20 protein-coding genes are annotated in these 23,826 nt (G+C 69.0%); 5 read left to right on the forward strand and 15 right to left on the reverse strand.

The genetic code is table 11. The features are described from left to right. Nucleotides 1–93: 93 nt before the first annotated feature. Both EV652_RS25680 and EV652_RS45430 read right to left on the reverse strand, forming a co-directional pair. Complete coding sequence (locus tag EV652_RS25680; protein WP_132211802.1) at nucleotides 94–1,737, reverse strand: alkaline phosphatase D family protein; 1,644 nt, start codon at nucleotides 1,735–1,737, stop codon at nucleotides 94–96. Nucleotides 1,738–1,823: 86 nt separating this feature from the next. Next, nucleotides 1,824–2,375 carry a HEAT repeat domain-containing protein gene (locus tag EV652_RS45430; RefSeq protein WP_132211803.1) on the reverse strand — a complete coding sequence of 184 codons (552 nt, stop codon included), beginning with the start codon at nucleotides 2,373–2,375 and terminating at the stop codon, nucleotides 1,824–1,826. Between the two features lie 159 nt (nucleotides 2,376–2,534). Here EV652_RS45430 and EV652_RS25690 point away from each other — a divergent pair, with 159 nt between their 5' ends. Further along, complete coding sequence (locus tag EV652_RS25690; protein ID WP_242002000.1) at nucleotides 2,535–3,296, forward strand: class I SAM-dependent methyltransferase; 762 nt, start codon at nucleotides 2,535–2,537, stop codon at nucleotides 3,294–3,296. 220 nt (nucleotides 3,297–3,516) lie between these two features. Here EV652_RS25690 and acnA read toward each other — a convergent pair whose 3' ends face one another. The 6 genes from acnA to EV652_RS25720 form a co-directional block, all read right to left on the reverse strand. Continuing rightward, nucleotides 3,517–6,291 (reverse strand): aconitate hydratase AcnA, encoded by a 2,775-nt coding sequence (gene acnA, locus EV652_RS25695; RefSeq protein ID WP_132211805.1) that lies wholly within the window; start codon nucleotides 6,289–6,291, stop codon nucleotides 3,517–3,519. 181 nt (nucleotides 6,292–6,472) lie between these two features. Next, on the reverse strand, nucleotides 6,473–7,717 hold the full coding sequence (locus tag EV652_RS25700) for a Fic family protein (protein WP_242002001.1): 1,245 nt from the start codon (nucleotides 7,715–7,717) through the stop codon (nucleotides 6,473–6,475). 105 nt (nucleotides 7,718–7,822) lie between these two features. Then, entirely contained in the window at nucleotides 7,823–8,755 is a 933-nt protein-coding gene (locus EV652_RS25705) for an LLM class F420-dependent oxidoreductase (protein ID WP_132211806.1), read from the reverse strand. 10 nt (nucleotides 8,756–8,765) lie between these two features. Continuing rightward, nucleotides 8,766–13,097: a hypothetical protein gene (locus EV652_RS25710; RefSeq protein ID WP_132211807.1), complete on the reverse strand. Its 4,332-nt coding sequence runs from the start codon at nucleotides 13,095–13,097 to the stop codon at nucleotides 8,766–8,768. Between the two features lie 36 nt (nucleotides 13,098–13,133). Then, nucleotides 13,134–14,330 carry a class I SAM-dependent RNA methyltransferase gene (locus EV652_RS25715; RefSeq protein ID WP_132211808.1) on the reverse strand — a complete coding sequence of 399 codons (1,197 nt, stop codon included), beginning with the start codon at nucleotides 14,328–14,330 and terminating at the stop codon, nucleotides 13,134–13,136. After that, a complete protein-coding gene (locus EV652_RS25720) occupies nucleotides 14,327–16,357 on the reverse strand; it encodes an APC family permease (protein ID WP_132211809.1) in 2,031 nt (676 codons plus the stop codon). The genes EV652_RS25715 and EV652_RS25720 overlap by 4 nt, the downstream gene beginning before the upstream one ends. A 95-nt stretch (nucleotides 16,358–16,452) precedes the next feature. Here EV652_RS25720 and EV652_RS25725 point away from each other — a divergent pair, with 95 nt between their 5' ends. Next, nucleotides 16,453–17,115, forward strand: coding sequence for a potassium channel family protein (locus EV652_RS25725; RefSeq protein WP_132211810.1), 663 nt, complete (start codon nucleotides 16,453–16,455; stop codon nucleotides 17,113–17,115). After that, nucleotides 17,115–17,783: a potassium channel family protein gene (locus EV652_RS25730; protein WP_132211811.1), complete on the forward strand. Its 669-nt coding sequence runs from the start codon at nucleotides 17,115–17,117 to the stop codon at nucleotides 17,781–17,783. The genes EV652_RS25725 and EV652_RS25730 overlap by 1 nt, the downstream gene beginning before the upstream one ends. A gap of 44 nt (nucleotides 17,784–17,827) precedes the next feature. On the opposite strand, the gene EV652_RS25735 is transcribed toward EV652_RS25730, so the two are convergent. The 4 genes from EV652_RS25735 to dut form a co-directional block, all read right to left on the reverse strand. After that, nucleotides 17,828–18,676 carry a DUF3159 domain-containing protein gene (locus tag EV652_RS25735; RefSeq protein ID WP_132211812.1) on the reverse strand — a complete coding sequence of 283 codons (849 nt, stop codon included), beginning with the start codon at nucleotides 18,674–18,676 and terminating at the stop codon, nucleotides 17,828–17,830. Then, entirely contained in the window at nucleotides 18,669–19,058 is a 390-nt protein-coding gene (locus EV652_RS25740; RefSeq protein ID WP_132211813.1) for an OB-fold nucleic acid binding domain-containing protein, read from the reverse strand. Before EV652_RS25740 ends, EV652_RS25735 begins: the two co-directional genes overlap by 8 nt. Nucleotides 19,059–19,075: 17 nt before the next feature. Further along, entirely contained in the window at nucleotides 19,076–19,726 is a 651-nt protein-coding gene (locus tag EV652_RS25745; protein WP_132211814.1) for a DUF3710 domain-containing protein, read from the reverse strand. Between the two features lie 96 nt (nucleotides 19,727–19,822). Beyond that, the gene (gene dut / locus EV652_RS25750; RefSeq protein WP_132211815.1) at nucleotides 19,823–20,275 is read right to left on the reverse strand and encodes a dUTP diphosphatase; all 453 of its coding nucleotides are present in this window, start codon (nucleotides 20,273–20,275) and stop codon (nucleotides 19,823–19,825) included. Nucleotides 20,276–20,327: 52 nt separating this feature from the next. Between dut and EV652_RS25755 the strand changes: the two genes are divergently transcribed. Together EV652_RS25755 and EV652_RS25760 are read left to right on the forward strand one after the other, a co-directional pair. Further along, nucleotides 20,328–20,783 (forward strand): DUF3093 domain-containing protein, encoded by a 456-nt coding sequence (locus tag EV652_RS25755; RefSeq protein WP_242002002.1) that lies wholly within the window; start codon nucleotides 20,328–20,330, stop codon nucleotides 20,781–20,783. A gap of 29 nt (nucleotides 20,784–20,812) precedes the next feature. Further along, complete coding sequence (locus EV652_RS25760; RefSeq protein WP_132211817.1) at nucleotides 20,813–21,130, forward strand: DUF4235 domain-containing protein; 318 nt, start codon at nucleotides 20,813–20,815, stop codon at nucleotides 21,128–21,130. Between the two features lie 82 nt (nucleotides 21,131–21,212). Here the strand turns inward: EV652_RS25760 and EV652_RS25765 are convergent, their stop codons facing one another. From EV652_RS25765 to EV652_RS25775, 3 genes are all read right to left on the reverse strand, one after another. After that, complete coding sequence (locus EV652_RS25765; protein WP_130379292.1) at nucleotides 21,213–21,512, reverse strand: DUF4193 domain-containing protein; 300 nt, start codon at nucleotides 21,510–21,512, stop codon at nucleotides 21,213–21,215. A gap of 285 nt (nucleotides 21,513–21,797) precedes the next feature. Beyond that, nucleotides 21,798–22,598 carry an inositol monophosphatase family protein gene (locus EV652_RS25770; protein ID WP_132211818.1) on the reverse strand — a complete coding sequence of 267 codons (801 nt, stop codon included), beginning with the start codon at nucleotides 22,596–22,598 and terminating at the stop codon, nucleotides 21,798–21,800. A gap of 76 nt (nucleotides 22,599–22,674) precedes the next feature. Beyond that, nucleotides 22,675–23,748, reverse strand: a complete 1,074-nt coding sequence (locus tag EV652_RS25775; RefSeq protein ID WP_132211819.1) for a ferrochelatase — start codon at nucleotides 23,746–23,748, stop codon at nucleotides 22,675–22,677. Nucleotides 23,749–23,826: the final 78 nt, after the last annotated feature.

Raw genomic sequence — 23,826 nt, forward strand, 5'->3', positions numbered from 1 at the left:
TGCTCGCTGCGCTGCGCGTGCTCCACGTTGACACCTCCCACGCACACGCTGTCACCGCGTCAATCGAGGGAAATGCCGTTCAGGGTCTATCAGCTACGGACGGGCGGTCTCCCACGCGACGGTGTCGTCGGCGGCGGCGAGTGTGCGCGCTGCCGCTGCGGCCGGCGGGGTGTCGGCGGTCAGGTTGAGCCCGGGCTTGCGGTCCTCGATGGTGAACTGCGAGCGGGTGAAGACCTCGGCGTCCTTCGTCTGCACCTTGCGGACGGTGCGGAAGTCGGCGACCAGGGACTGGCGGGTGATCGTGGTGTTCACGTAACCGCGGAGGTTGTTCTGGAACCGCAGGTGCGGGTTCCACTCGAACCACGGGTGCGAGCCGGTCGCCGAGTCCGCGCCGTCGCCGCCGCTGGTGATCGACGAGCAGACCAGCTCCGACCCCACCGTCCGCGACGTCGGGTCGTCGTAGTCCAGCTTCAGGTCCGCGGCCCAGTGCGCGTGCACGTCACCGGTGAGTACGACGGGGTTGCGCACGCGCGCGTCGACCCAGCCACGGGTGATCCGGTCGCGGGAGGCGACGTACCCGTCCCACGAGTCCATCGAGGTCACCTTCAGCGGCCCCGAGTTGTTGTCTCGCTGGGCGAAGAACACCTGCTGACCGATGATGTCCCACCGTGCCTCCGAACGCCGGAAGCCGTCGATCAGCCACTTCTCCTGCCGCTCGCCGGTGATCGAGCGCTTCGGGTCGACCGCGGCCGGGCAGTCCTTGTAGCCGTCGCCGCAGCCCTGGTCGTCACGGTACTGCCGGGTGTCGAGCATGTGGAACGTTGCCAGCTCACCCCACTTGACCCGCCGGAACAGCTGCAGGTCGATCCCCCGCGGCTTCGACGACGCGCGCAGCGGCATGTTCTCGTAGTACGCCTGGAACGCAGCCGCGCGGCGGGCGAGGAAGCCGTCCTCGGGCTTCTCCGGTGTCTCGTTCGCCCAGTTGTTGTCGAGCTCGTGGTCGTCCCAGACCACCAGCCACGGCGCGACCGCGTGGGCCGCCTGCAGGTCGGCGTCGGTCTTGTACTGCGCGTGCCGCTGCCGGTACGACGCCAGGTCGGTGGTCTCCGGTCCGTCGTGATCGCGGACGTTTCCACCCGGAGCGACGTACGCGCCCTTCGTGTACTCGTACTGGTAGTCGCCGAGGTGGAGCACCAGGTCCGGGTGGTCCTCGGCCAGCCGCCGGTACGCCGTGAACCAGCCGTGCTCGAACTGGGAGCACGAGACGAACGACATCGACAGCTCGCGCGGCGTGGTGCCTCGGGCGGGTGCGGTCAGAGTCCGGCCGGTGCGGGACACGTGGCCCTCGGCGCGGAAGCGGTAGTAGTACTCGCGGCCGGGCTGCAGCCCCTGCACGGTGACGTGGATCGCGTGCGCGTGCTCCGGCCGGGCGACGGCGACACCGGCGCGTACGACGTGATGGAAGTGCGAGTCGGTGGCGACTTGCCACTGGACGGCGTACGCGCGACTCGGCATGCCGCCGAGGCCGTCCGGTGCGACCGGGTCGACAGCGAGGCGGGTCCACAGCACGAACCCGTCGGGCCACGGGTCGCCGCTGGCGATGCCGAGAGTGAACGGGTTCTGCCGGATTGGCGTGGCCGCGGCGGTGGTCGGAGTGCTCAGGACGGTGGTCAGGCCGGCGACGGCCGCAGTGGAAGCCAGACCGGCTTTCAGGACGGATCTACGGGAAGTCTCCATGCGCCCGACCGTTCCCGTTACTGATGTGCGGCGGCTGACATCCAGATGGCCAATGGATGACACAACTGGCTGCGGCGGCGGCCACCTCAGCGGAAGCTGCGGTCGAGGCGGGTTTCCAACCGGTCGAGGGCCTTCTCGGCGGCGGCGCGGACGGTGTGGTCGGGGTCGTCGAGGAGGTCCAGCAAGGCCTCGGCGTGCTCAGCCTCTCCGGCGGCTCCGACGGCTCGGGCGGTGGTGGCACGGACTCGGGGCAGCTCGTAGGTCAGGCCCGGGAGCAGCGCGTCGACGAGTTGGCCGAGCTCGCGTTGCGCGGTGACGCGGGCGACGTGCTCGCGAACGCGCCAGGCCGGGTCGTCGGCGGCTCTGCCGAGTGCATCGACCGCATCCTCGCGCCAGACGTAGAGGAAGATCCGGGCCGCCCAGACGCGGGCCCAGTAGAAGTTGACCGGATCGAGCTTGGCCCATCCCCCGACGATCGGGCCGACCAGCCATTTCAGCTTCTCGACCTCCGTGGTGAACGCCACCTCCGCACTCACCTCGCCGGTCAGTACGGCGATCGCGAAATCGATCACCGCATCCTTGCCGTGCTTCGCACACGACTCGAGGACGATCTCGCGCGGTGGCTGCCGATCGGTCACGGGATCAGTAAACCCCGCCCCACCGACAGTCCCGGCTGACCCGGCACGAGCAATACCAGGCCCGTATCCTGCTACGCGGCCACCGGCAGACACGCCGGCGGCGCACACGCTTGAATCAGCCGGCCACCACGGCCAACTGCGGATGAGCCGGAAAGGAGGATGCGCTTGATGAGTCAAGCGTTCTACTCGCACGCGAGGCTGTACGACCTGATGTTCCCGGGCGGCGGGCCCGCAGTCGACTTCTACCGGGCCGACGCCGATCGGCAAGGCGGGCGCGTATTGGAACTCGGGTGCGGCACCGGGCACAAGCTGATCCCCATCGCGTCCGACGGGCATCCGTGCGTCGGCCTGGACTTCTCGTCAGACATGCTGGCTGAGGCTCAGCGTAAGGCGAACGAGCGCGGTGTAGCGGTGGAATGGATGCAGGGCGACATGCGGGCCTTCGATCTGGACCGCACCTTCGACTTCGTGTTCATCACAGCCAATTCCCTCCTGCATCTGCAGGAGGCTGAGGATCTGGTGAGCTGCTTCCGGTCGGTTCGAAGACACCTGGCACCCGGAGCACGGTTCGTCTTCGATGTATTCAACCCGAGCGTGCGCCTCCTTGCCGAAGCCGATGGCGTGCGGCGCACCCGGGAGTCGTTGTCGTTCATCGACCCTGACCGTGGCAACGTCAGCGTCGATGTCGCTGAGATCTACGACGCGCCCGCGCAAGTTACCCGCGGGACGTGGTACCTCTCGACTGACTCCGAGCCCGACTTCGTCGTCGCACCGCTCGAAATCAGGAGCATCTTCCCGCAGGAGCTGCCGCTGCTCGTCTCGCTCGGCGGCCTTCGGCTCGTCGAGCGCTTCGGCGACTGGTCCGGTCGACCATTTGCCGTGGATACGCCGCTACAACTCTGCATCTGCGAGTCCGCGTGATCGAAGGCGAGAGCACAGTCTCGGTCGCGCGGTTGCGGATCGCGAAGTGCGCTTTCGTGAGCTCTTCGACAGTCATTTCCGCCAACTGCTCGGTTACGCCCTGCGGCGGGTGGGCTCACCCGAGGACGCCCGACCACGTGACCGGCCCCGGCTGCAAGTAGTTCACAGACGAGTACGGCGTACTCCGGTTGAAGGCCGGGGTACGCCGTACTCGTTGGTGTCAGCTGGCGATCAGGGAGCGGAGTACGTACTGCAGGATGCCGCCGTTGCGGTAGTAGTCGGCCTCGCCGGGGGTGTCGATCCGGACCACCGCGTCGAACTCCTTCTCCGACCCGTCGGGCGCGGTCACCTTGACGTGGACTGTGCGCGGGATGGTCCCGTCGTTCAGCTCGGTAACGCCGGTGATGTCGAAGGTCTCCTCACCGGTCAGGCCGAGCGACTCCGCGTTCTCGCCCTCCGGGTACTGCAGCGGCAGCACGCCCATGCCGATCAGGTTCGACCGGTGGATGCGCTCGAAGGACTCGGTGATCACGGCCTTCGCGCCGAGCAACGCCGTACCCTTGGCCGCCCAGTCACGCGACGAACCCGAGCCGTACTCCTTGCCGGCCAGGATCACCAGCGGCGTACCGGCCTCGGCGTACGACTCGGCGGCCTCGTAGATCGAGGTGACCGGCCCGTCGTCCTTGGTGAAGTCGCGGGTGAAGCCGCCCTCGGTGCCGGGCGCGATCTGGTTGCGCAGCCGGATGTTGGCGAACGTGCCCCGGATCATCACCTCGTGGTTGCCGCGGCGGGAACCGTACGAGTTGAAGTCCTTGCGCTCGACCCCGTGCTCGGCCAGGTACTTGCCGGCCGGGCTGTCGGCCTTGATCGAACCGGCCGGGGAGATGTGGTCGGTGGTGACCGAGTCGCCCAGTTTGGCCAGCACCCGGGCACCGGCGATGTCGGTGACCGGCGACGGGTCCTTCGCCATCCCGTCGAAGTACGGAGGCTTGCGCACGTACGTCGACTCCGCGTCCCAGGCGAACGTCTTGCCTTCCGGCGTCGGCAGCGACCGCCAGCGCTCGTCACCGGCGAACACGTCGGCGTAGTCCTTGGTGAACATCTCCTTGTTGATCGAGGAGGCGATCACCTTCTCGACCTCGTCGGCGGCCGGCCAGATGTCCTTCAGGAACACGTCGTTGCCGTCGGTGTCCTTGCCCAGGGCATCGGTCTCGAAGTCGAAGTCCATCGTCCCGGCCAGCGCGTAGGCGATCACCAGCGGCGGGGAGGCGAGGTAGTTCATCTTCACGTCCGGGTTGATCCGGCCCTCGAAGTTGCGGTTGCCGGACAGCACCGACACGACCGCCAGGTCGGCTTCCTGGACGCCGGCCGAGACCTCCTCGGGCAGCGGGCCCGAGTTGCCGATGCAGGTGGTGCAGCCATAACCGACCAGGTGGAAGCCGAGCTTCTCCAGGTACGGCGTGACGCCGGCCTTGTCGTAGTAGTCCGTGACCACCTTCGAGCCGGGCGCGAGCGAGGTCTTCACCCAGGGCTTCGAGGACAGGCCCTTGTCGACGGCGTTCTTCGCCAGCAGTGCGGCGGCGAGCATCACCGACGGGTTCGAGGTGTTGGTGCAGGAGGTGATACTGGCGATCACGACGTGGCCGTGGTCGAGCTCGACCTCCTGGCCGTTCAGGCTGATCATCGTCTTCTTCGACGGCCGGCCATTGGCGCCGTGCGGCACGTGCGGCTCGTCATTCACGTTCCCGTGGCCGTTCGGCGCGTCGCTGGCCGGGAAGCTGCCGATCTCCGACGGGTCGACGTCCAGTTCCTCGGTGGCGTAGTCGGTCAGCTCACCCCGGAACGCCTCCTTCGACTCCGACAGCGCGACGCGGTCCTGCGGCCGCTTCGGACCAGCGATCGACGGTACGACGGTGGACAGGTCCAGCTCGAGGTACTCCGAGAAGCGCGGCTCGACCGACACGTCGTGCCACATGCCCTGCTCCCGGGCGTACGCCTCGACCAGCGCGACGTCGGCGTCGGACCGGCCGGTGAGCCGCAGGTACTCCAGCGTGACGTCGTCGATCGGGAAGATCGCGCAGGTGGAGCCGAACTCCGGGCTCATGTTGCCGATGGTGGCGCGGTTGGCCAGCGGCACCGCCGCCACGCCCTCGCCGTAGAACTCGACGAACTTGCCGACCACACCGTGCTTGCGCAGCTGCTGGGTGATGGTCAGCACCACGTCGGTCGCGGTGGCACCGGCCGGGACCGAGCCGCTCAGCTTGAAGCCGACCACCTTGGGGATCAGCATCGACACCGGCTGGCCGAGCATGGCCGCCTCGGCTTCGATGCCGCCGACGCCCCAGCCCAGCACACCCAGACCATTGACCATCGTGGTGTGGCTGTCCGTGCCCACGCAGGTGTCCGGGTACGCCACGCCGTCGCGAACCATGACCGTCCGGGCCAGGTGCTCGATGTTCACCTGGTGCACGATGCCGGTGCCGGGCGGAACGACCTTGAAGTCGTCGAAGGCGGTCTGGCCCCAGCGGAGGAACTGGTACCGCTCGCCGTTGCGCTGGTACTCGAACTCGACGTTGCGCTCGAACGCATCCTGCCGTCCGAACACGTCGGTGATGACCGAGTGGTCGATGACCAGCTCGGCCGGCGCCAGCGGGTTGATCTTGGTCGGGTCGCCACCCAACTCGGCGACGGCTTCGCGCATGGTGGCCAGGTCGACGACACACGGCACACCGGTGAAGTCCTGCATGATCACCCGGGCCGGGGTGAACTGGATCTCGGTGTCGGGCGCCGCGTTCGGGTCCCAGTTGCCGAGCTTGGTGATGTGCTCGGCGGTGATGTTCGCACCGTCCTCGGTGCGCAGCAGGTTCTCCAGCAGCACCTTGAGCGAGTAGGGCAGCGTCTCCGCTCCCTCGATACCCGCCAACCTGAAGATCTCGTACGACTGTCCGCTGACCTCGAGTGCACCCTTGGCACCGAAGCTGTCGACGCTCGCCATCAACCTGCTCCTCTATCCGGTCCTGTTCCGCTGTGCCCATCCTGCCGAGCGCCCGGCCCGGCCGCGAGGTCAGGTTCCCCTAACCCGCACCCACAAACTCTCTCGACATCAAGATACACGACATCGAGTCACCCCAGCACCCCAATCGACGACCTGTGGACAAACGCCACGGGTCCGGCAGTCACCGCGCGGCGGCCGCGATCCGGGCCGCGAGGTCGTCCAGTTCGTCCAGCAGATCGGCCGCTCCCCAGACCTGATTCCTGGTCCGGTTCGTCAGCGGACGGATCACTCCGGCCTCGTGCAGTCGCTCGATACCGGCGTACACACTGCTGGTCGCACCACCGATCGCCTCCTCGGCCTCGCTCGCCGAGAAGATCGGCGCAGCGATCAGGCCGTCCAGCAAGCGGGACGCCGCACTGCCTCGCCGGGATCCGACCTTCTGCTGCCACGTCGACTGCAACTCGGCGATCCGGGCCGCGGTCACCCGAGACTCGCGCGCGGCGACCGTGGATGCCGCGGTGAACGATCGGATGATCGGCTCGATCCGACCCTCCCGATACGCACCCAGTACGTCGAAGTAGTCGTCGCGTCGTGCCACGAGCGCAGAGGCCAGCGGGACGACCACACGCCGGGTCGCTCCGCGACGACGCAACACGGTGTTGATGAGCGCACGACCGATGCGGCCGTTGCCATCGGTGAACGGGTGCACGGACTCGAACTGGGCGTGCACGACCGCCGCCTGGGCGAGGACCGGCAGATCGGTCCGGTTGGCAAAGACGACCAGGTCGGCCATGTACTCGTCCACGGTCCCCGGTGGCGGCGGCACGTAGACAGCGTTGCGTGGTGAGTGGTCGCTGCCACCGATCCAGTTCTGCATGTCGCGGAAGCGGCCGGCGTACGCATGCTCGTGCGGGTCGTCGACCATCAAGGCGAGGTGGGCCGTCTGGACCATCGCGGTCTCGATGTCGCCACCCTCGTCGACAGAACGGATCAGCGCGGCCAGCGCGGCCGTGGACGCGGCCATCGACGTCGCCGAGGGATTCGACTTGATGCCGTGCAGCGCCCGGGCGAAGTCATCGACCGAAGCATCGATGTGCTCGATCTTCGATGAGGCCACCGACTCGGTCCGCAGCAGGAGCGTCTCCAGCGCCGCGAGCTCGGCACCGTGCGAGTGATCGAGCGCGGCGATCTCGAGCACACACGCTTCCATCGCCCCCACGAGCTCAGGACTCAGTCGTACGTCGCGGTGCCCGATCAGCGGTGGTCGCATCGCAACCACCTCGCTGAGCATGCGGTCCGCCGCCGTACCGCCACGGCTGCGCTGACGCCACGGTCGCACCTCAGGGACGTGCGCCGGCCAGGCCGGATCGACCTCCGCCGGGGAGGTCTGTCCTGAATCCGCTCGGCCGGTCTGCTCGAACTCCACCGTGCTGCCCTCAAGTCGGAACAACGTCGGAGATATTCCGACTTATGCAGTCTAACTCAGAATAACGTCGGGGGTTGTTCCGGGTTGTTCCGACTTGAAGCCTTACTACGACACCTGCGGGAGGACTTCGGCGGCGATGAGGTCGAGGTGGTCGAGGTCTTGGAGGTCCATGATCTGGACGTACTGGCGGGTGGAGCCGACGGCGGCGAACTGACCGAGGCGGTCGACCACCTCGGCGGGGGTGCCGGCAATGGCGCCGGACTTGAGCTCTTCAACGTCGCGGCCGATGGCGGCGGCGCGTTGCTTGACCTGCGCATCGTCCTTGCCGACCACGACGGTGTGGGCAGTGGACAGGGCCAGCGTGTCGGGGTCGCGGTCGATCGCGTCGCAGGCGGCCCGGACGCGCTTGAACAGGGTCTCGGTCTCCTCGACCGAGCGGAAGCCGGCGTTGAACTCGGCCGCGTGCTGTGCGGCGAGGGACGGCGTACGCTTCTTACCCGCGCCGCCGACGATGATCGGCGGGTGCGGCTGCTGGACCGGCTTCGGCAGCGCCGGGGAGTCGGTCAGCTGGTAGTGCGTGCCGTCGAAGTTGTACTTCTCCCCCACCGGCGTGTCCCACAGCCCGGTGATCAGCTCCAACTGCTCGGTGAGCAGGTCGAACCGGCCGGGCGTGTCCGGGAAGTCCAGCCCGTACGCCTTGTGCTCGGCCTCGAACCAGCCGGCCCCGAGCCCGAGCTCCGCGCGGCCGCCGCTCATTTGGTCGACCTGCGCGACGGTGATCGCAAGCACGCCCGGGTTGCGGAACGTCGCGGAACTGACGAGCGTGCCGAGCTTGATCCGCTTGGTCTCACGCGCCAGCCCGGCCAGCGTGACCCACGCGTCGGTGGGTCCGGGCAGACCGTCGTGGTCGCCCATCACCAGGTAGTGGTCCGATCGGAAGAACGCGTCGAACCCGTTCTCTTCGGCTTTGCGTGCCACCGCGAGCTGGTCGTCGTACGAGGCACCTTGCTGGGGTTCGGTGAAGATCCTGAGAAGCATGCGGACAACGCTATCTCGCGGTCGTGTACAGCCTCTCCAGGTACGACGGCTGCCACTCGGGACCGCGGTCGTGCAGTCGCCGGACCAGACCGTGTACGTCGAGCCGCGGCTCCACCGGGTTGTCCCACCAGTCGGGCACCCGGTCGTACCACCGGTCAATCCGCAACGTCCGACCGGCTGCGTCGATCCGGGCGAACAGCCAGCCGCCCTGGTCGGCTGCCGCCTCGCTGATCCAGAGGTCGCCGAGCAGGCCGCTGAGCTTGTCGGCCCCGAACTCCGGGTCGTCCACGTCCGGCGGCTCCAGATCGAACCGGTACGACGGAGCGGCGGGATCAAGCACCTGGACCTGGATGGTGAACCCGGACGGCACCATCGCGGTCCGGGCCCGGCACCACGCGTGCAGAGCCTTGAAAGCGTCGGACTCCTGCGGTCGCGGCCTCGGACGCTCGACCTCGGCCCGCATAGCCTCCTCGATCGACCCCGGCGCCGCCTCGATCCGCGGCCCGTCGGTTCCGACCAGCCCCAACCCAGGGATGGACATCCGCACCGCCGCGGCAACATCTGCGGCCGCCGACAGGTTCACAGGTCCTGGGTGACTCTCCGACTCCCCATCCACCACAGGAATGAAGCTGGTCGGCTCATCGTCGTCAGCATCCGCTGCAAACCGAGCCGCACGCTCGTCATAGGACTCGTACCGCCCCTGTTCCTCGAGCCCAGCCGCGTGCTCCACGGACGTCGCGAAGCGGCTCGGGTCCTCGAACTCGGCCGCGTGCTCCACGGACGTGCCGGAGCGACTCGGGTCCTCAAACTGGGCTGCGTGCTCCACGGTGGGACGGCCCGGGGCGTCGTACCCGAACTCGTCCTCTTCCTGCCCGTCCGGGTGTCCTGGGGAGTCGTAGCCGGTCTCGTCGTCCGCCTGTGGGCCGGGGTGCGCCGGGGCGTCGTACCGGGCCGCGTGCGAAGTGGGCTCGGGGCGAGGCATCGGGTCTGGCTGTGGGGACGGCTCAGGCTCCGGCCAGGGGTTTGGCTCGGGCTCGGGGTGTGGCGCCGGCTGTGGCTCGGGTTCCGGCCATGGCTCGGGCTCCGGCTCCGGAGTGGGCTCTGGGGTGGGTTGAGGGCTCGGCTCGGGCTCGGGCCACGGCCCGGGGTCCGGGCCGGGCATCGGGCCCGGGGTGGGCTCGGGCTCGGGTCCCGGCTGTGGGTACGGGTCGGGGCCCGGCGCGGGCTCGGGGCGGTGCGGGTCGGGCTGGGGCCAGGGGGCCGGGTGCGGCTCGGGTTGGGGCCAAGGCTCGGGGCGGGGTTGCGGCCAGGGCTGAGGTTGAGGGTGAGGCTCAACCTGAGCTTTAGCCGCCGGAGCAGTACCGAAGACCTCGTCCTCCTCGGCGTCCGGATCCACCGGCACGCTGAACCGCAGCGCAGGCGCCGCAGATTCCGCTGCACCCTGCTCCGCTGCACCCTGCTCCGCTGCACCCTGCTCCGCTGCACCCTGCTCCGCTGCACCCTGCTCCGCTGCGCCCTGCTCCGGTGCGCCCTGCTCCGGTGCGCCCTGCTCCGGTGCGCTCTGCTCCGGTGCGCTCTGCTCCGGTGCGCCCTGCTGCGGTGCGCTCTGCTCCGGTGCACCCCGCTCCGATCGGCCCTGCTCGGCACCTGCCACCGGTGCCTCGTCCGACACCACGGGGATCTCCGCAGTGAGGTCGTCCTCAGCGTCATCGAACTGTGCGGCGGTCTCGGCCGCTAAGTCATGGAACCGCCCGGCAGTCGCGGCGGACTCAGCCGCCGACTCGTGGAACCGCCCGGCAGTCGCGGCGGACTCAGCCGCTGACTCGTGGAACCGCCCGGCAGGCGCTCCGGACTCGGCCGCTGTCTCGTCGTCCTGCGCTTCCCGCGCGGCTGCTGCGGTGTTGAACTGCACCGAGGGCTCGGCAGCGGGGTTGTCTCTACGGCGGAGGGGCGGCGGCTGGTCGAAGCGGGCCGCGGGCTCCTGGGGGTGTCTTGGGTGTTCGTCGGACCCGGCGGGGCGCTGGTCGAGGCGGGCGGTCGACTCTTCGAGGTGGGCCAGGCGCTCCTCGACTCCGCCATGGGACTGGTAGGGCCGAGCGGTGTCGAGGCGAGCGGCGGGGGCATCGAACTGGGCAGCCGGGTCGTCACGCCTACCGGGCAGGTTGGCCGGCCCGCCGGCGGGATCGCCGAAGCGAGCGGCTCGCTCCTCGGCGAGAGCGCGAGGTTGGTCGAATCGAGCCGCGGACTCCTCAAGGTGCGCTGGGCCCTCGGCCCCGGCAGGGCTCCGGTCGAACCTGGCGGCGGGCTCTTGAAGGGGTGCTGGGCGCTCGTCGACTCCACCGTGCCGCTGGTGGGGCCGAGCGGCGGGCTCGTCGAAACGAGCGGCTGGTTCCTCGACGCGAGACGGAAAGTGGTCGGGGCGAGGGGCAGGCTCAGCAGGTCGGGTGGTGGGAGGTGCGGGTGGCGGCTGCTGGGCTTCTGGTTGAGCGAAGGGAGCGAACGGGGACGGGCCGGTGAACGATGAGGGCTCGTCTTCTTCGTCGGGTTCGTCGGCGGACTCGGGGTCGAGCACGGCGGCGATCTCGGCGGTCGGGGCGTCGTCGTCCGCGAAGTCGGCGTCCTCGAAATCGGCGTCCGGCGCGGAGGAGGCGGCGCCGGCCTGGTCGACGGATGACTCGGCCGCGAACGACTGGGCCTCGGGCCGGAACGGCTGGCGCTCGGCCTGGAACGCCTGAGCCTCGCTCTGGAACGCCTGGGCCTCGCCCTGGGACGACTGGGCCTCGGGCGGGAACGGCTGGCGCTCGGCCTGGAACGACTCGGGGTCAGCCGGGAACGGCTGGCGGTCGGCCGCGAGCGACTGGGGCTCGGCCGGGAAGGACTGGGGGTCGGGGTGTTCTGGCCGGACGGCGTGGTGGTCGGGGTGGGGGTCGGCTGGGGCGGGGTGGTAGGAGGCGGGGTCTTCGACCCATTCGCCGTTGATCCAGGCGCCGCCTACCCATTCGCGGTCCGGGGTTGCGGGTGAGTCGACCGCGGGCACGACGTCTGCGGTGTCGTCGTCGAACGGGTTGTACTCGCTGGTGGCGTCCTGGTCAGACCACTCCGGTTGTTCGGCGGTTTCCCAGTCCTGCTCCTCGGCAGACGGCGCGTCTTGCTGGTACGCCGCCGCGGCCGGAGCGTCGGCGAACAGGCTCGCGTAGAAGTCCTCCCCCTCGTGCACCCCACCGCCGACACGCGGCGGCTCCGACGAAGGCAGTGCGCCGTACGGCAGACCCCCGCCCATCTCGCCGTCGGGCAGGTACGTGCCCGGCGCAGGACCACCCGGGAACGCATCAACCGAGGGCTCAGGCTCCGGGGCGTCGTCGTGCTTCCGGCGCCGCAGCCAGCCTTGCTTCTTCTCGACCACGCCGTAGTCGTCACTGCGAGCCGGCGGCTCCGCCCGGTACGGCGTCTGCGCATAAGACGCCACCTGAGGCTCCCCAGCAGGCTCAACCGCAGGCTCAGCAGCAGACGCCGCGTAGGGCTCCGGGTAAGGCGCCGCGTTGACCGCCTCGTCTATCGGCTGGCCGGTGAACGGGCTGATGCCGGGCGGGACGACGTACGACTCCTCGTCCTCCGGACCCTCGGATGCTCCAGTCACGACATCTTCAACGACCGAGACCTCGGCTGTGTCAGGTTCGTCAGCCAAAAGTTCCGGGACCGCAACGTTCAGGCTGAAATCCTGCGCCGCGACCACGCCGGCCGGCAGGTCCGGCTGCACTGGCGACCGCGGGTCAATCCCGAACCGGTCGAAGAACTCCCCCAGCACGTCAACGGTGATGTCCCCGGCTCCGGCCGCCCGGATCAGCTGCACCCCGAACGGCACCAACTCGTCCAGCCCGCCGAGGTAGTCGGCCCACTCGGCGACCCACTCGATCATCTCGCCGGCGGCTTCCTCGTCCGACGTGATCCACTGCCCGATCGGCGCGAACCCGTCGTCGACCGGCTGCCACGGATCCCCCTGGTACGACGCCCGCGCCCACGTGCCGTTGAAGGCGCCGTACACGAAGCCCAACTCGCCCCGTGAGATCAGCCGCCGCACGTCCGGCTGCCCGATCCAGTCCGGCGAGCCCGCGAGCAGGTCCGACCCGGCGGTCCGGCTGTGCTGGGTGTGGAACCCGAACAGCACCGACCGCCCGCCCTCGAGCCGGACCATGCGCAGGATGGACGCGGTCTCGTCCTGGTGGTGGTACCCCGACTCGTCGGCGTACCACCGCCGGTCGAACCCGGTGGCATGGGCGACTGCGGCGAGTGCGCACCAGCGGGCGCGCAACTCCTCCGGGTCGTCCAGGTCAACGAGCGGCATCAGGTCTCCAGCGCATCGGAATCCAGGGCCAGAACGCTACCCGAGCCCCCGGACACTCACCACTTCACTGTCCACAGGCTCCAAGATGGCCACGCACTCGATGTGGTGGGTCATCCCGAACAGGTCGAACGCCCGGAGCGACGCGATCCCGTAGCCGAGCGTCCCGAACGTCTTCAGGTCCCGCGCCAGCGCTGCCGGATCACACGCAACGTACGCCACTCGCCGCGGGGTCAGCGCAGCGATCCGCCGTACGACGTCCTTGCCCGCACCCGTCCGCGGCGGGTCCAGCACGACCAGGTCAACGTGCTCCAGCCCCTGCCCGACCGCCGTGTTCAGCACCCGGTCCACGTCCCCCGTCTCCAGCGTCACGTCCGGTAGGTCGTGCAGATTCCGCCGGGCATTGCGAACCGCGTCCTTGTCACCCTCGATGGCCAGCACCGGGCACCCAGCCTCAGCCAGGAAGGCAGCAAACAGCCCGACACCCGAGTACAGGTCCAGCGCCGTCTCCCCCGTCGCAGGCTCCAGTCCACTCAGTACGGCGTCCACCAGCGTCTCCGGAGCGGCAGGGTGCACCTGCCAGAACCCACCGGCCTCAACCCGGAACCGCCGATTGCGCACGACTTCCACCACGCGCCCACCGGGTTCCTCGTCGGTCAGTACGGCGGTCTTGCCCTCGGACGAGACGACAGCCTGCACCGACGTCACGTCCGGCCACCGCTGCCCCAGCACGTCCGGACTGTCCGGGTGCGCGATCAGGCACCTGTCGATCTGGACCAGGTCGTGCGACCGGTGCGCGTACATGCCGGGTCGCCCGTCCACCACGGCGTACCTCATCCGAGTCCGCCAGCCGAGACCGTCGTCGCCCGGGGACTCCATCACCACCGTGCGCTCGATCCCGCCGATCCGCCGCAGCGTGTCCGACACCACGGTGGCCTTCAGCCGCCGCTGCTCCACGATGTTGGAGTGCTGGAAGTCGCAGCCTCCGCACAGCCCCGGCCCGGCGTACGGGCACGGTGGCTCGATCCGCTGCGGTGACGGGGTGAGGACCTGTACGACGTCCGCCCGCAGGTACTTCGCGTTCTGCTCGGTGACGCGCGCGTGGACCAGCTCACCCGGCAACGCGTGCCGGACGAAGACCACCTGCCCCTCATGCCGGGCCACACAGTGTCCCCCGTGCGCTACTGGTCCTACTTCCAGCTCGACTACCGCCCCGACGATGTCCTCGCCTGTCACCGATCTCCTGACGCCTTGCGGGCTCCACGCCGTACCTGGCCTGCCACCCGCTCCTCCCGGTCCTGCCGTTCCTCTGCTGCCTGCGACGAGATCAGCTGGTAAGGAACCGACGTAACCATCACACCAGGTGTGAACAAGAGGCGCCCCTTCAGCCGCAGGGCACTCTGGTTGTGCAGGAGGTGCTCCCACCAGTGGCCGACGACGTACTCGGGGATGTAGACCATCACCACGTCGCGCGGCGACTGCCGCCTGATGTCCCGGACATACTGCAGGATCGGGCGGGTGATCTCCCGGTACGGCGAGGCCAGCCGCTTCAGCGGGATCGGGATACCTCGGGCGTCCCACTCGGCCTGCAGCGTCTCCGACTCCTCCCGGTCGACGTCGACCGTGACCGCCTCGAGCATGTACGGCCGGGCCGCCTTGGCGAAGGCCAGCGCCCGCAGGGTCGGCTTGTGCAGCTTGGACACCAGCACGATCGAGTGCACCCGGGACGGCAGCATCAGCTGCTCGTCACCTTCCGCCGCCATCTGCTTGCTGACCGCGTTGTAGTGCCGGCGGATGCCCTTCATCAGCAGGAACAACACCGCCATCGCGATGATCGCGATGTAGGCGCCGTGGGTGAACTTGGTGAGCAGCACGATCACCAGCACCACGCCGGTCATGGTCAGGCCGATCGCGTTGATCGTCCGGGACCGGTGCATCTGCCGGCGCTTCGCCCCGTCGGTCTCGGTCTTCAGCAACCGGGTCCAGTGCCGGACCATGCCGGTCTGGCTGATCGTGAACGACACGAACACGCCGACGATGTAGAGCTGGATCAGCCGGGTCACCTCGGCGTTGAAGGCAACGATCAGGAGGCTCGCGAACGCGGCCAGGATGATGATGCCGTTGCTGAACGCGAGCCGGTCGCCGCGGGTGTGCAGCTGCCGCGGCAGGTATCCGTCCCGGGCCAGGATCGAGCCGAGCACCGGGAAGCCGTTGAACGCGGTGTTGGCGGCCAGCACCAGGATCACGCCGGTGGCCGCGGCGACCAGGTAGAAGCCTAGTGAGAAGTGGTCGAAGATCCCCTTCGCCAGCTGGCCGATGATCGGGTCCTGGTGGTAGCCGGCCCCGACCGGTACGCCGTCCCGCAGCAGCTGGGTCGCCGGATCCTCGGCGAACCGCACCTTCATCACGTTGGCCAGCGTCACCACGCTGATCACCATCGCGATCGAGATGCAGCCGAGCAGCAGCAGCGTGGTCGCCGCGTTCTTGCTCTTCGGCTTCTTGAACGCGGGCACGCCGTTGCTGATCGCCTCGACACCGGTCAGCGCGGCACACCCGGACGAGAACGCCCGCAGCACCAGGAACCCCATCGCCAGGCCACCCGCCCCGTGCACGAACGGCTCTTCGGCGGCGACGTCGAAGACCGCGGTCTCCGCGTTCGGCAGCGTCCCGAACAGCAGCCGGCCGAACCCGAACGCTGCCATCCCGAGGATCGTGACCATGAAGATGTACGTCGGTACGGCGAAGGCCGCGCCGGACTCGCGGACACCGCGCAGATTCATCGTGGTCAGGAACAGCACCGCGATCACCGCAGCGGTCGCCTGGTGACCCTCCAGCGCCGGGATCGCCGACGCGGCGTACTGGGCGGCCGACGAGATCGACACCGCGACCGTCAGGACGTAGTCGACCAGCAGGGCACTGGCCACCGTCAGACCGGCGGTCGGCCCGAGGTTGACGTTGGCCACCTCGTAGTCGCCGCCACCGGACGGGTAGGCGTGGACGTTCTGCCGGTACGACGCCACCACCACGAGCATCACCAAAGCGACGACGATGGCGACCTTCCACGAGATCGTCAGCGCGGTCAGACCGGCCAGCGACAGGGTCAGGAAGATCTCGTCGGGGGCGTACGCGACCGACGACAGTGCGTCGCTGGCGAAGACCGGCAGAGCGATGCGCTTGGGCAGCAGCGTCTCACCGAGCTGGGTGCTGCGCAGTTTGCGGCCGAGCAGCAGCCTCTTGCCGATATCGCCGAGAGCGGGAGTCACACCGGTGATGTTAGAGGGAGCCCCGGTCCGGTGTAGCGTCTATCCCTGCCGAACCGATGCCAGTGGCCCCACTCGGGGCAAGGAGTGATCACCCAGTGCACGTCGTCATCATGGGCTGCGGCCGCGTCGGGTCGACGCTTGCGAGAACCCTGGAGAAGCGGGGCCACACGGTCGCGATCATCGACCAGGCGGGCGATTCGTTCCGCCGGCTGAGCCCGAACTTCACCGGCCGGACGGTCACCGGTATGGGTTTCGACCGGGAGATCCTGACCGAGGCCGGGATCGAGCAGGCCGAGGCGTTCGCCGCGGTCTCGAACGGCGACAACTCCAACATCCTGGCCGCCCGGGTGGCCCGGGAGACCTTCGGTATCAACAACGTGGTGGCCCGCATCTACGACCCGGGCCGCGCCGAGGTGTACCAGCGGCTCGGCATCCCGACCGTCGGCACCGTGCGCTGGACCGTCGACCAGATGATGCGCCGGCTGCTTCCGGAGGGCTCCGAGCCGGAGTGGCGCGACCCATCCGGCACGGTTCGGCTGGCCGAGGTGCACGTGCACTCCGGATGGGTCGGGCGGGCCGCGTTCGACATCGAGAAGGCCACCGGTGCCCGGGTCGCGTTCCTGACCCGGCTGGGTGAAGGCCTGCTGCCCAAGGCCGACACGGTCATCCAGGAGGGTGACCTGGTCCACGTGGTGATGCTCGAACGGGACGCGGCCGCGATCGAGTCCCAACTCGGCACCAAGCCTGAGGAGCTGTGATGCGGGTAGCCATCGCCGGCGCCGGGAACGTCGGTCGTTCGATCGCCGCCGAGCTGCTGGAGAACGGCCACGAGGTGCTGCTGATCGACAAGGACCCGCGGGCGATCAAGGCCGAGTCGGTGCCGCGGGCCGAGTGGCTGCTCGCCGACGCCTGCGAGCTGTCCTCGCTCGAGGAGGCCGCGCTGCAACGCTGCCAGGTGGCGATCGCCAGCACCGGCGACGACAAGGTCAACCTGGTCGTCTCGCTGCTGGCCAAGACCGAATTCGGCGTTCCCCGGACCGTTGCCCGGGTCAACCATCCGCGGAACGAGTGGATGTTCAACGAGGCCTGGGGTGTGGACGTCTCGGTGTCCACCCCGCGGATCATGTCCGCACTGGTCGAGGAGGCCGTATCGGTCGGCGACCTGGTCCGGCTGTTCACCTTCCGCCAGGGCGACGCGAACCTGGTCGAGCTGACCCTGCCTGAGGACTCCCCGATGATCGGCCTCCGGGTCGGGGACATCGACTGGCCGCTCGACACCGCGCTGGTCGTCATCCTGCGCGAGGGCCGCGTCCTGCGCCCGGACCCGGAAGGCACCCTGGAGCTGAACGACGAACTGTTGTTCGTCGCCGCCGACGAGACCGAGGAACAGCTCGAGGACATGCTCTCGCCGCACCACCGCAAGTAGGAGTAGTCCAAGAAGAGAGCCCGGGCTGTGTGGCCCGGGCTTTCCTATTTCCGGTTCCCGCGGAGCAGGTGGGTGACGTGGTCGCGGGCTTCGTCCCACTTGTCCGGCGGCAGCGATCCACGCAGTACGGCGTACGCGAGCCAGAGTGCGAGTGCGTAGAGCGGCAGGCCCATGCCGACCTTCGCGATGCCGAGGGCGTTCAAGGCGTCGACGAGGTACAGCGGCACCTGGACGATCAGGCGGAGGGCGAAGAGTCCCGCGAACACCAGCGTCGCGCGGGTGAAGCCCTTGAGCATCGCGGGATCCCGGCGCCAGGCCGTGCCGGTCTGGGTGATCACGCCGTACAGGACGCCGAACAGCGGCCAGCGGAACAGCACGGTGAGCGCGTAGAGAGCGAAGTACGCGAGGTTGGTGAAGAAGCCGGGGAGGTAGACGTCCTTGGCGTTGCCGGTGCGGTTCGCGACCCAGGCGGAGATCAGCACGCCGACGAAGCCGCCGGCCACGTTCCGCAGTGGTTGCTTGCGCAGGATCCGCAGTACGGCGACCGCCGCGCCGCACGCGACCGCGACGATCAGCGCGAGACGCAGATCGTGGTCACTGGCGGCATAGACGATCAGGAACGCGATCCAGGGCAGGCCGATGTCGAGCAGCGCCCCCCAGCCACCGAGGGCGTGGAAGAAGTCCTTGTCGGTCGTCTGGGGCTTCGTGGGCTCGGCCGTCTTCGCCCCGTCCGTGTCATCGTCGCCGGTCAGGACGGACTCGGCGGCCTCGACCTCCGGACGCAGCATCTCGACGAGCTTCTCGTCGAGATGTTCGTCCAAGTGGCGGCGCGGGCCATCCTCGGCCTGCGGGTCGTCCTCGACCTCGTCACGGCGCGACGTCGGCTCAGCCATGCGCGGCCTGCGGACGCAGCTCGTAGCGCGGGTTGAACATCACCCGGTCGCCGTCGACCACACCGATTCGCCCCGAGGCAATCAGCTCGGAGCCGGGGTGGATCCCGGCGATCTTGCGCCGGCCGAGCCAGATCAGCTTGACCGTGCCGGTGCCGTCGTACAACTCGCCCTCCAAGGCTGGTACGCCGCCGCGAGGGCTGAACGTGATGGTGCGCAGCGTACCGAACAGCGTGACCATCTCGCGGTCGTGGCAGCCGGTGATCGACCGGGCACCACAGTCCTGCGCGAAGTCCCGGAGAACTTCGGCGTCCTGCTGCTCCCGGTCGCCGGCCAGCCCGCGGAAAGCACGCCGCAACAGGCCCGCGGGTTTGTCGCTACCCATGATTCGAGTGTAGTCCGTCACGCCTCAGCTTCGGCAGCCGGTTCAGCGCCCGGCGGCAGCTGCAACGGCAGCGATTCGCGCACCGCCATCGGCTCGGTCCCGCGGACGACGATGGTGTTGCGCAGCGTCGCCTCCATCGGCGGCGCGGCGTCCGGCTCGACCGCGGCCCGGCCGAGCACAGTGGCCCGAAGCAGCCAGCGCGGACCGTCCACACCGATCACCCGCGAGGTCTGGCTGAAGATCTGGCCGTCCGGGTCCTCGACCGGCACGACGAGCACCAGCTCGGTGCCGAACGGGCCCTCGGTCTCGGTCGCGGTGCCGCCCATCCGGCTCGCCTCGGCGGCGATCTCACGCCGTACCTCGGACCAGATGCCGGTCCGCTTCGGCGCCGCGAACGCGCGCAACTCGAGGGCGGAGTCCTCCAGCACCAGCAGGATCGCCTGCACCTGGCCGGACTGCTCGTCGACCTGCAGCCGCAGCTCCATCCCCGGCTGGCCGGTGATCACGAGGGCACCCAGGTTGATCCGGTCCTCCGCCTCCAGGACGTCGGCGTCAACCTCGGTGGAGTCGAACGGACCGTCGGCCCGCGGTTCCGGCGTACCGGCCTCGTCGGCGAGCGCCTGCTCGTTCTCGACGTCTTCGTTCTTGGCCTTGCGGCGGAAGATCACTGCTCTTGCCCTCTGCTTCTCAAGTGGTCCAGCCTGATTCTTTGACGTACAGCCGCCGTAGTCTCGCGCATCCGTCAGGTCAACGGGCGCACCTGATCAGCGTGTCACATCGCCGAAACCGCCGGTCGAGCCGTGCCCCCCGTCACCGCGGGCCGAGCCCGGCAAGGTGGTCACCTCGACGAACCGCGCCTTCTCCACCTGCTGGATCACCAGCTGCGCGATTCGGTCGCCGCGCCGCAACGTGACCTCGGCATGGGGGTCCAGATTGATCAGGCAGACCTTGATCTCGCCACGGTAGCCCGCATCCACAGTGCCCGGCGCGTTGACGAGCGACACCCCGTGTTTGGCGGCCAGTCCGGAGCGGGGATGCACGAAGGCGGCGTACCCGTCCTGGAGGGCGATCGCGATGCCGGTGCCGACCAGGCCGCGCTCGCCGGGTTTGAGTGTGATGTCACTCGCCGCCACCAGGTCCGCGCCGGCGTCGCCGGGATGGGCGTACGCCGGAAGTGGCAGGTCGGGGTCGAGTCGCTGGATCAGAACCTCGGTCACGAGAGGCGACCTTACCGACGGGCCCGGACCAGCCACATGCCAGGCTGGTCCTGTGGGTACCTATCGCGAAAACCTCAGGGTGCCGGTGTCGTGGTGGATCATCGCCGCCGCCGCGACCGTCACGCTCTTCGTCATCACCGCCGTACCGGTCGGGACGTTCGCCGGCGCCTTGGTCGGCGGCACCGCCCTGCTCCTGCTGGTCCTCTTCTTTCTCCAGTACGGCGGCGCGCGGGTCGAGGTGGACGGTGAGCGGCTCCGGGCCGGGCGGGCCGTGATTGAACGGGCGCACCTGGGCAAGGTCGAGGCGCTGACCGGGGACGACGCGCGGCACGCATTCGGGCGGGACTGCGATCCGAAGGCCTACCTGCTGCTGCGCAGCTACGTCCGGGGCGCGGTCCGGGTCGAGATCACCGATCCGCGCGACCCGGCGCCGTACTGGGTGATCGCCACCCGGCATCCGGACCGGTTGGCAGCAGCGCTGACGGGGAACAGCGTGGCAAGATCCTGACTGTCGGGGACTTGCGTTAGGAGGCTGTTGTGGTCGGAGCGAAGATCGGCTGGAAGCTGGTGCTGGCCGCGTTCACGCTGGTCGTGGGCCTGGTCGCGAACAAGGCGGTCAGTACGGCCTGGAAGGTCGGCTCGGGCGGGAAGCCGCCGAAGGGCGGCCAGGGCGGCTACGCCGAGGTGGTGACCTGGGCGGTCGCGAGCGGGGCCGCGGCGGCGGCCGCCAAGCTGTTCGCCGAGAAGCGCGCGGCGGCGTACTGGCTGAAGTCCACCGGGTACGCACCGCCCGGCTACGAGCAGGACGCCGTCAAGGGCGTCCTGGTCAAGAGCGTCGCCAAGGACAACGACTAAAGACAAAAGCACAACAGCGGGACCGTCCCCAGAAGTCTGGGGGCGGTCCCGCTGCGGTTGATGCCGAAGTAGGGCGCTGGTGTCAGGCTGCGCAATCGCGGCAGATCAGCTGCCCGTTCTTCGTCTCGGCGAGCTGACTGCGGTGGTGAACCAGGAAGCAGCTCGAACAGGTGAACTCGTCGGCCTGGCGCGGGAGGACCCGCACCGCCAGCTCTTCGTGGCTCAGGTCGGCACCGGGCAGCTCGAAGCTCTCCGCGGCCTCGGCCTCGTCCTCGTCGACCTTGCCGGAGTTCTTGTCGTGACGGCGAGTCTTCAGTTCCTCGATCGACTCTTCGGAAGCATCTTCGTCCGTCTTGCGCGGGGCGTCGTAATCAGTCGCCATGGTGTTTCCCTGCCCTCTTCGTACCCGTGGTGTTGCCTGCTGAGCCCTTGAACAGGTACAGCGGCCGAGAAATTCCGCACTGGAATCTTTCGTCCCCCGAAACCCTTGACAGCCAGGCCGGGACCGGCAACAACCGTTCCCGAGGACGGGATTGTGCCCTATGAAGGGCCCTACCCGCGCGTCAGGGTCCACCTTCCGGCCAGCGTGTCGCAACAAATGTCAGGACCGAACACCAGAATGCTCATGGGTGCGCGATACTGCGCACTAATGAGCATACAGGAGCGGTTACGCGCGCAACGGGTCGGTAGCGGCGAGGAGGTCGTGGAGCGGCCCGAACAGCGCCGGGCTGGCCGCGATCGACATTTCCGGCGACACGTCCGCCCCGTTCAGCCCGCCGATGGCCGCGCCGGCCTCGGCGGCGATCAGCGCACCCGCTCCGTAGTCCCACGGATTCAGTCCGCGTTCGTAGACCGCGTCCAGCCGGCCGCAGGCGACGTAGCACAGGTCGATCGCACCGACCCCGATCCGCCGGATGTCGCGGACCTCGGTGATCAACTGCTGGATCACCGCGGCCTGGACCTCCCGCCGGGCCGGGTCGTACCCGAACCCGGTCCCGACCAGGGCCTTGCTCAGCTCGGTGCACCCCGACACTTGGATCGACTTTCCGTCCAGGAACGCGCCGCCGCCCTTGGTCGCGGTGTACACCTCGCCTCTCGGCGCGTCCACGACCACACCGGCCACGGTCTCCCCGTCGTACTCGACCGCGATCGAGACGGCGTACGTCGGGATGTCGTACAGGTAGTTCACCGTGCCGTCGATCGGATCGACCACCCAGCGGACGCCACTGGTGCCGACCACGTCGTCACCCTCCTCGCCGAGGAACGAGTCGTCCGGGCGGGCCTGCAGGACCCGGGCCCGGATCAGCTCCTCCGACTCCCGGTCGACCGCGGTGACCACGTCGGTGACGGTGCTCTTGGTGTCGGCGACCGTGATCGTGCCGCGGCGGCGTTCGACGATCAGCCGCGCCGCCTCCTCCGCCACCTCCACGGCCAGCTTGAGCAGGTCCTGGGGGCTTTCGGTACTCATCCACGTCCTCGCTTCGCTCCGGGCGCGGATGAGGCTCGGAGCGGTCTATGCCTATTGATGAACTCGCTTCGCTCGTTCATGCAGATTCCTTCGCTGGTTGGGTCGGTCGACGCAGGGGTGGGCAGCAGTCGTGACGGCAGTCGTCCCAGGCCGGGCCGAGCTTGCCGACGCAGGGCCGGGCCGGCTCCTCGCCGCGCTCAGCCGCGGCCCGCTCGACGACCAGGTCGCGCAGCATGGCGACGAACTGCGGGTCGGTGCCGGGGGTCGCGGCCCGGGTCATCGGCAGCCGGAGCTTCTCGGCCGTCTGGGCGGCCTCGGTGTCGAGGTCGTAGATGACCTCCATGTGGTCGCTGACGAACCCGATGGGTACGACTGCCACACCCGGTACGCCGTCCGCCGCCAGAGCCTCCAGGTGGTCGTTCACGTCCGGCTCGAGCCACGGCACCTGCGGCGGGCCGGAGCGCGAGCAGTAGACCAGGTCACTCCGGAGGGACTGGCCGGTCCGGCGCTCGATCTCCGTGGTGATCTCCGCCGCCACGTCCAGGTGCCAGTCGACGTACCCGTTGCCGTCCGGTCCGCTGGTCGCGTTCATCGCGGTCGGGATGGAATGCGTCACATAGGCGATCGCCGAGCCCTCGGGCAGCTCGCTGAGCGCCTTCGCGGTCGCCTCGACGAACGAGCCGACGAAGCCGGGGTGGTTCGCGTAGTGCCGAAGCTTGTCGATCCGGGGCGCGTTCGGCACCTGCTTGGCGGCGTCCTCGAGGTTCTCGCGGTACTGCCGGCAGCCCGAGTACGACGGGTAGGCCGAGGTCACGATCACCACGGCCCGGCGGATGCCGTCGTCGGCCATCTGCCGCATGGTGTCGGTCAGGTACGGCGCCCAGTTGCGGTTGCCCCAGTAGATCGGCAGGTCCACCCCGATCTCGTCGAACGACTCCCGCAGCGCCGCGAGCAGGGCGCGGTTCTGGTCGTTGATCGGGCTCTTCCCACCGAACGCGTAGTAGTGCTCCCCGACCTCCTTCAACCGCTCGTCGGGGATCCCCCGGCCCCGCGTCACGTTCTGCAGGAACGGCAGTACGTCGTCCGGCTGCTCGGGCCCCCCGAAGGACAGCAACAGCACCGCGTCGTACGGCGAAGCATCCACTGGCATGCTCCAAGTTTCTCAGTTGAGGCCAGAGCCCGGACCGCCAGGCCATCACAATCGCCCCGGCGCAGCCTGGGTGAGCGC

Origin of the sequence: Kribbella steppae, from assembly GCF_004342025.1 — a bacterium.
GTDB lineage: Bacteria > Actinomycetota > Actinomycetes > Propionibacteriales > Kribbellaceae > Kribbella > Kribbella steppae.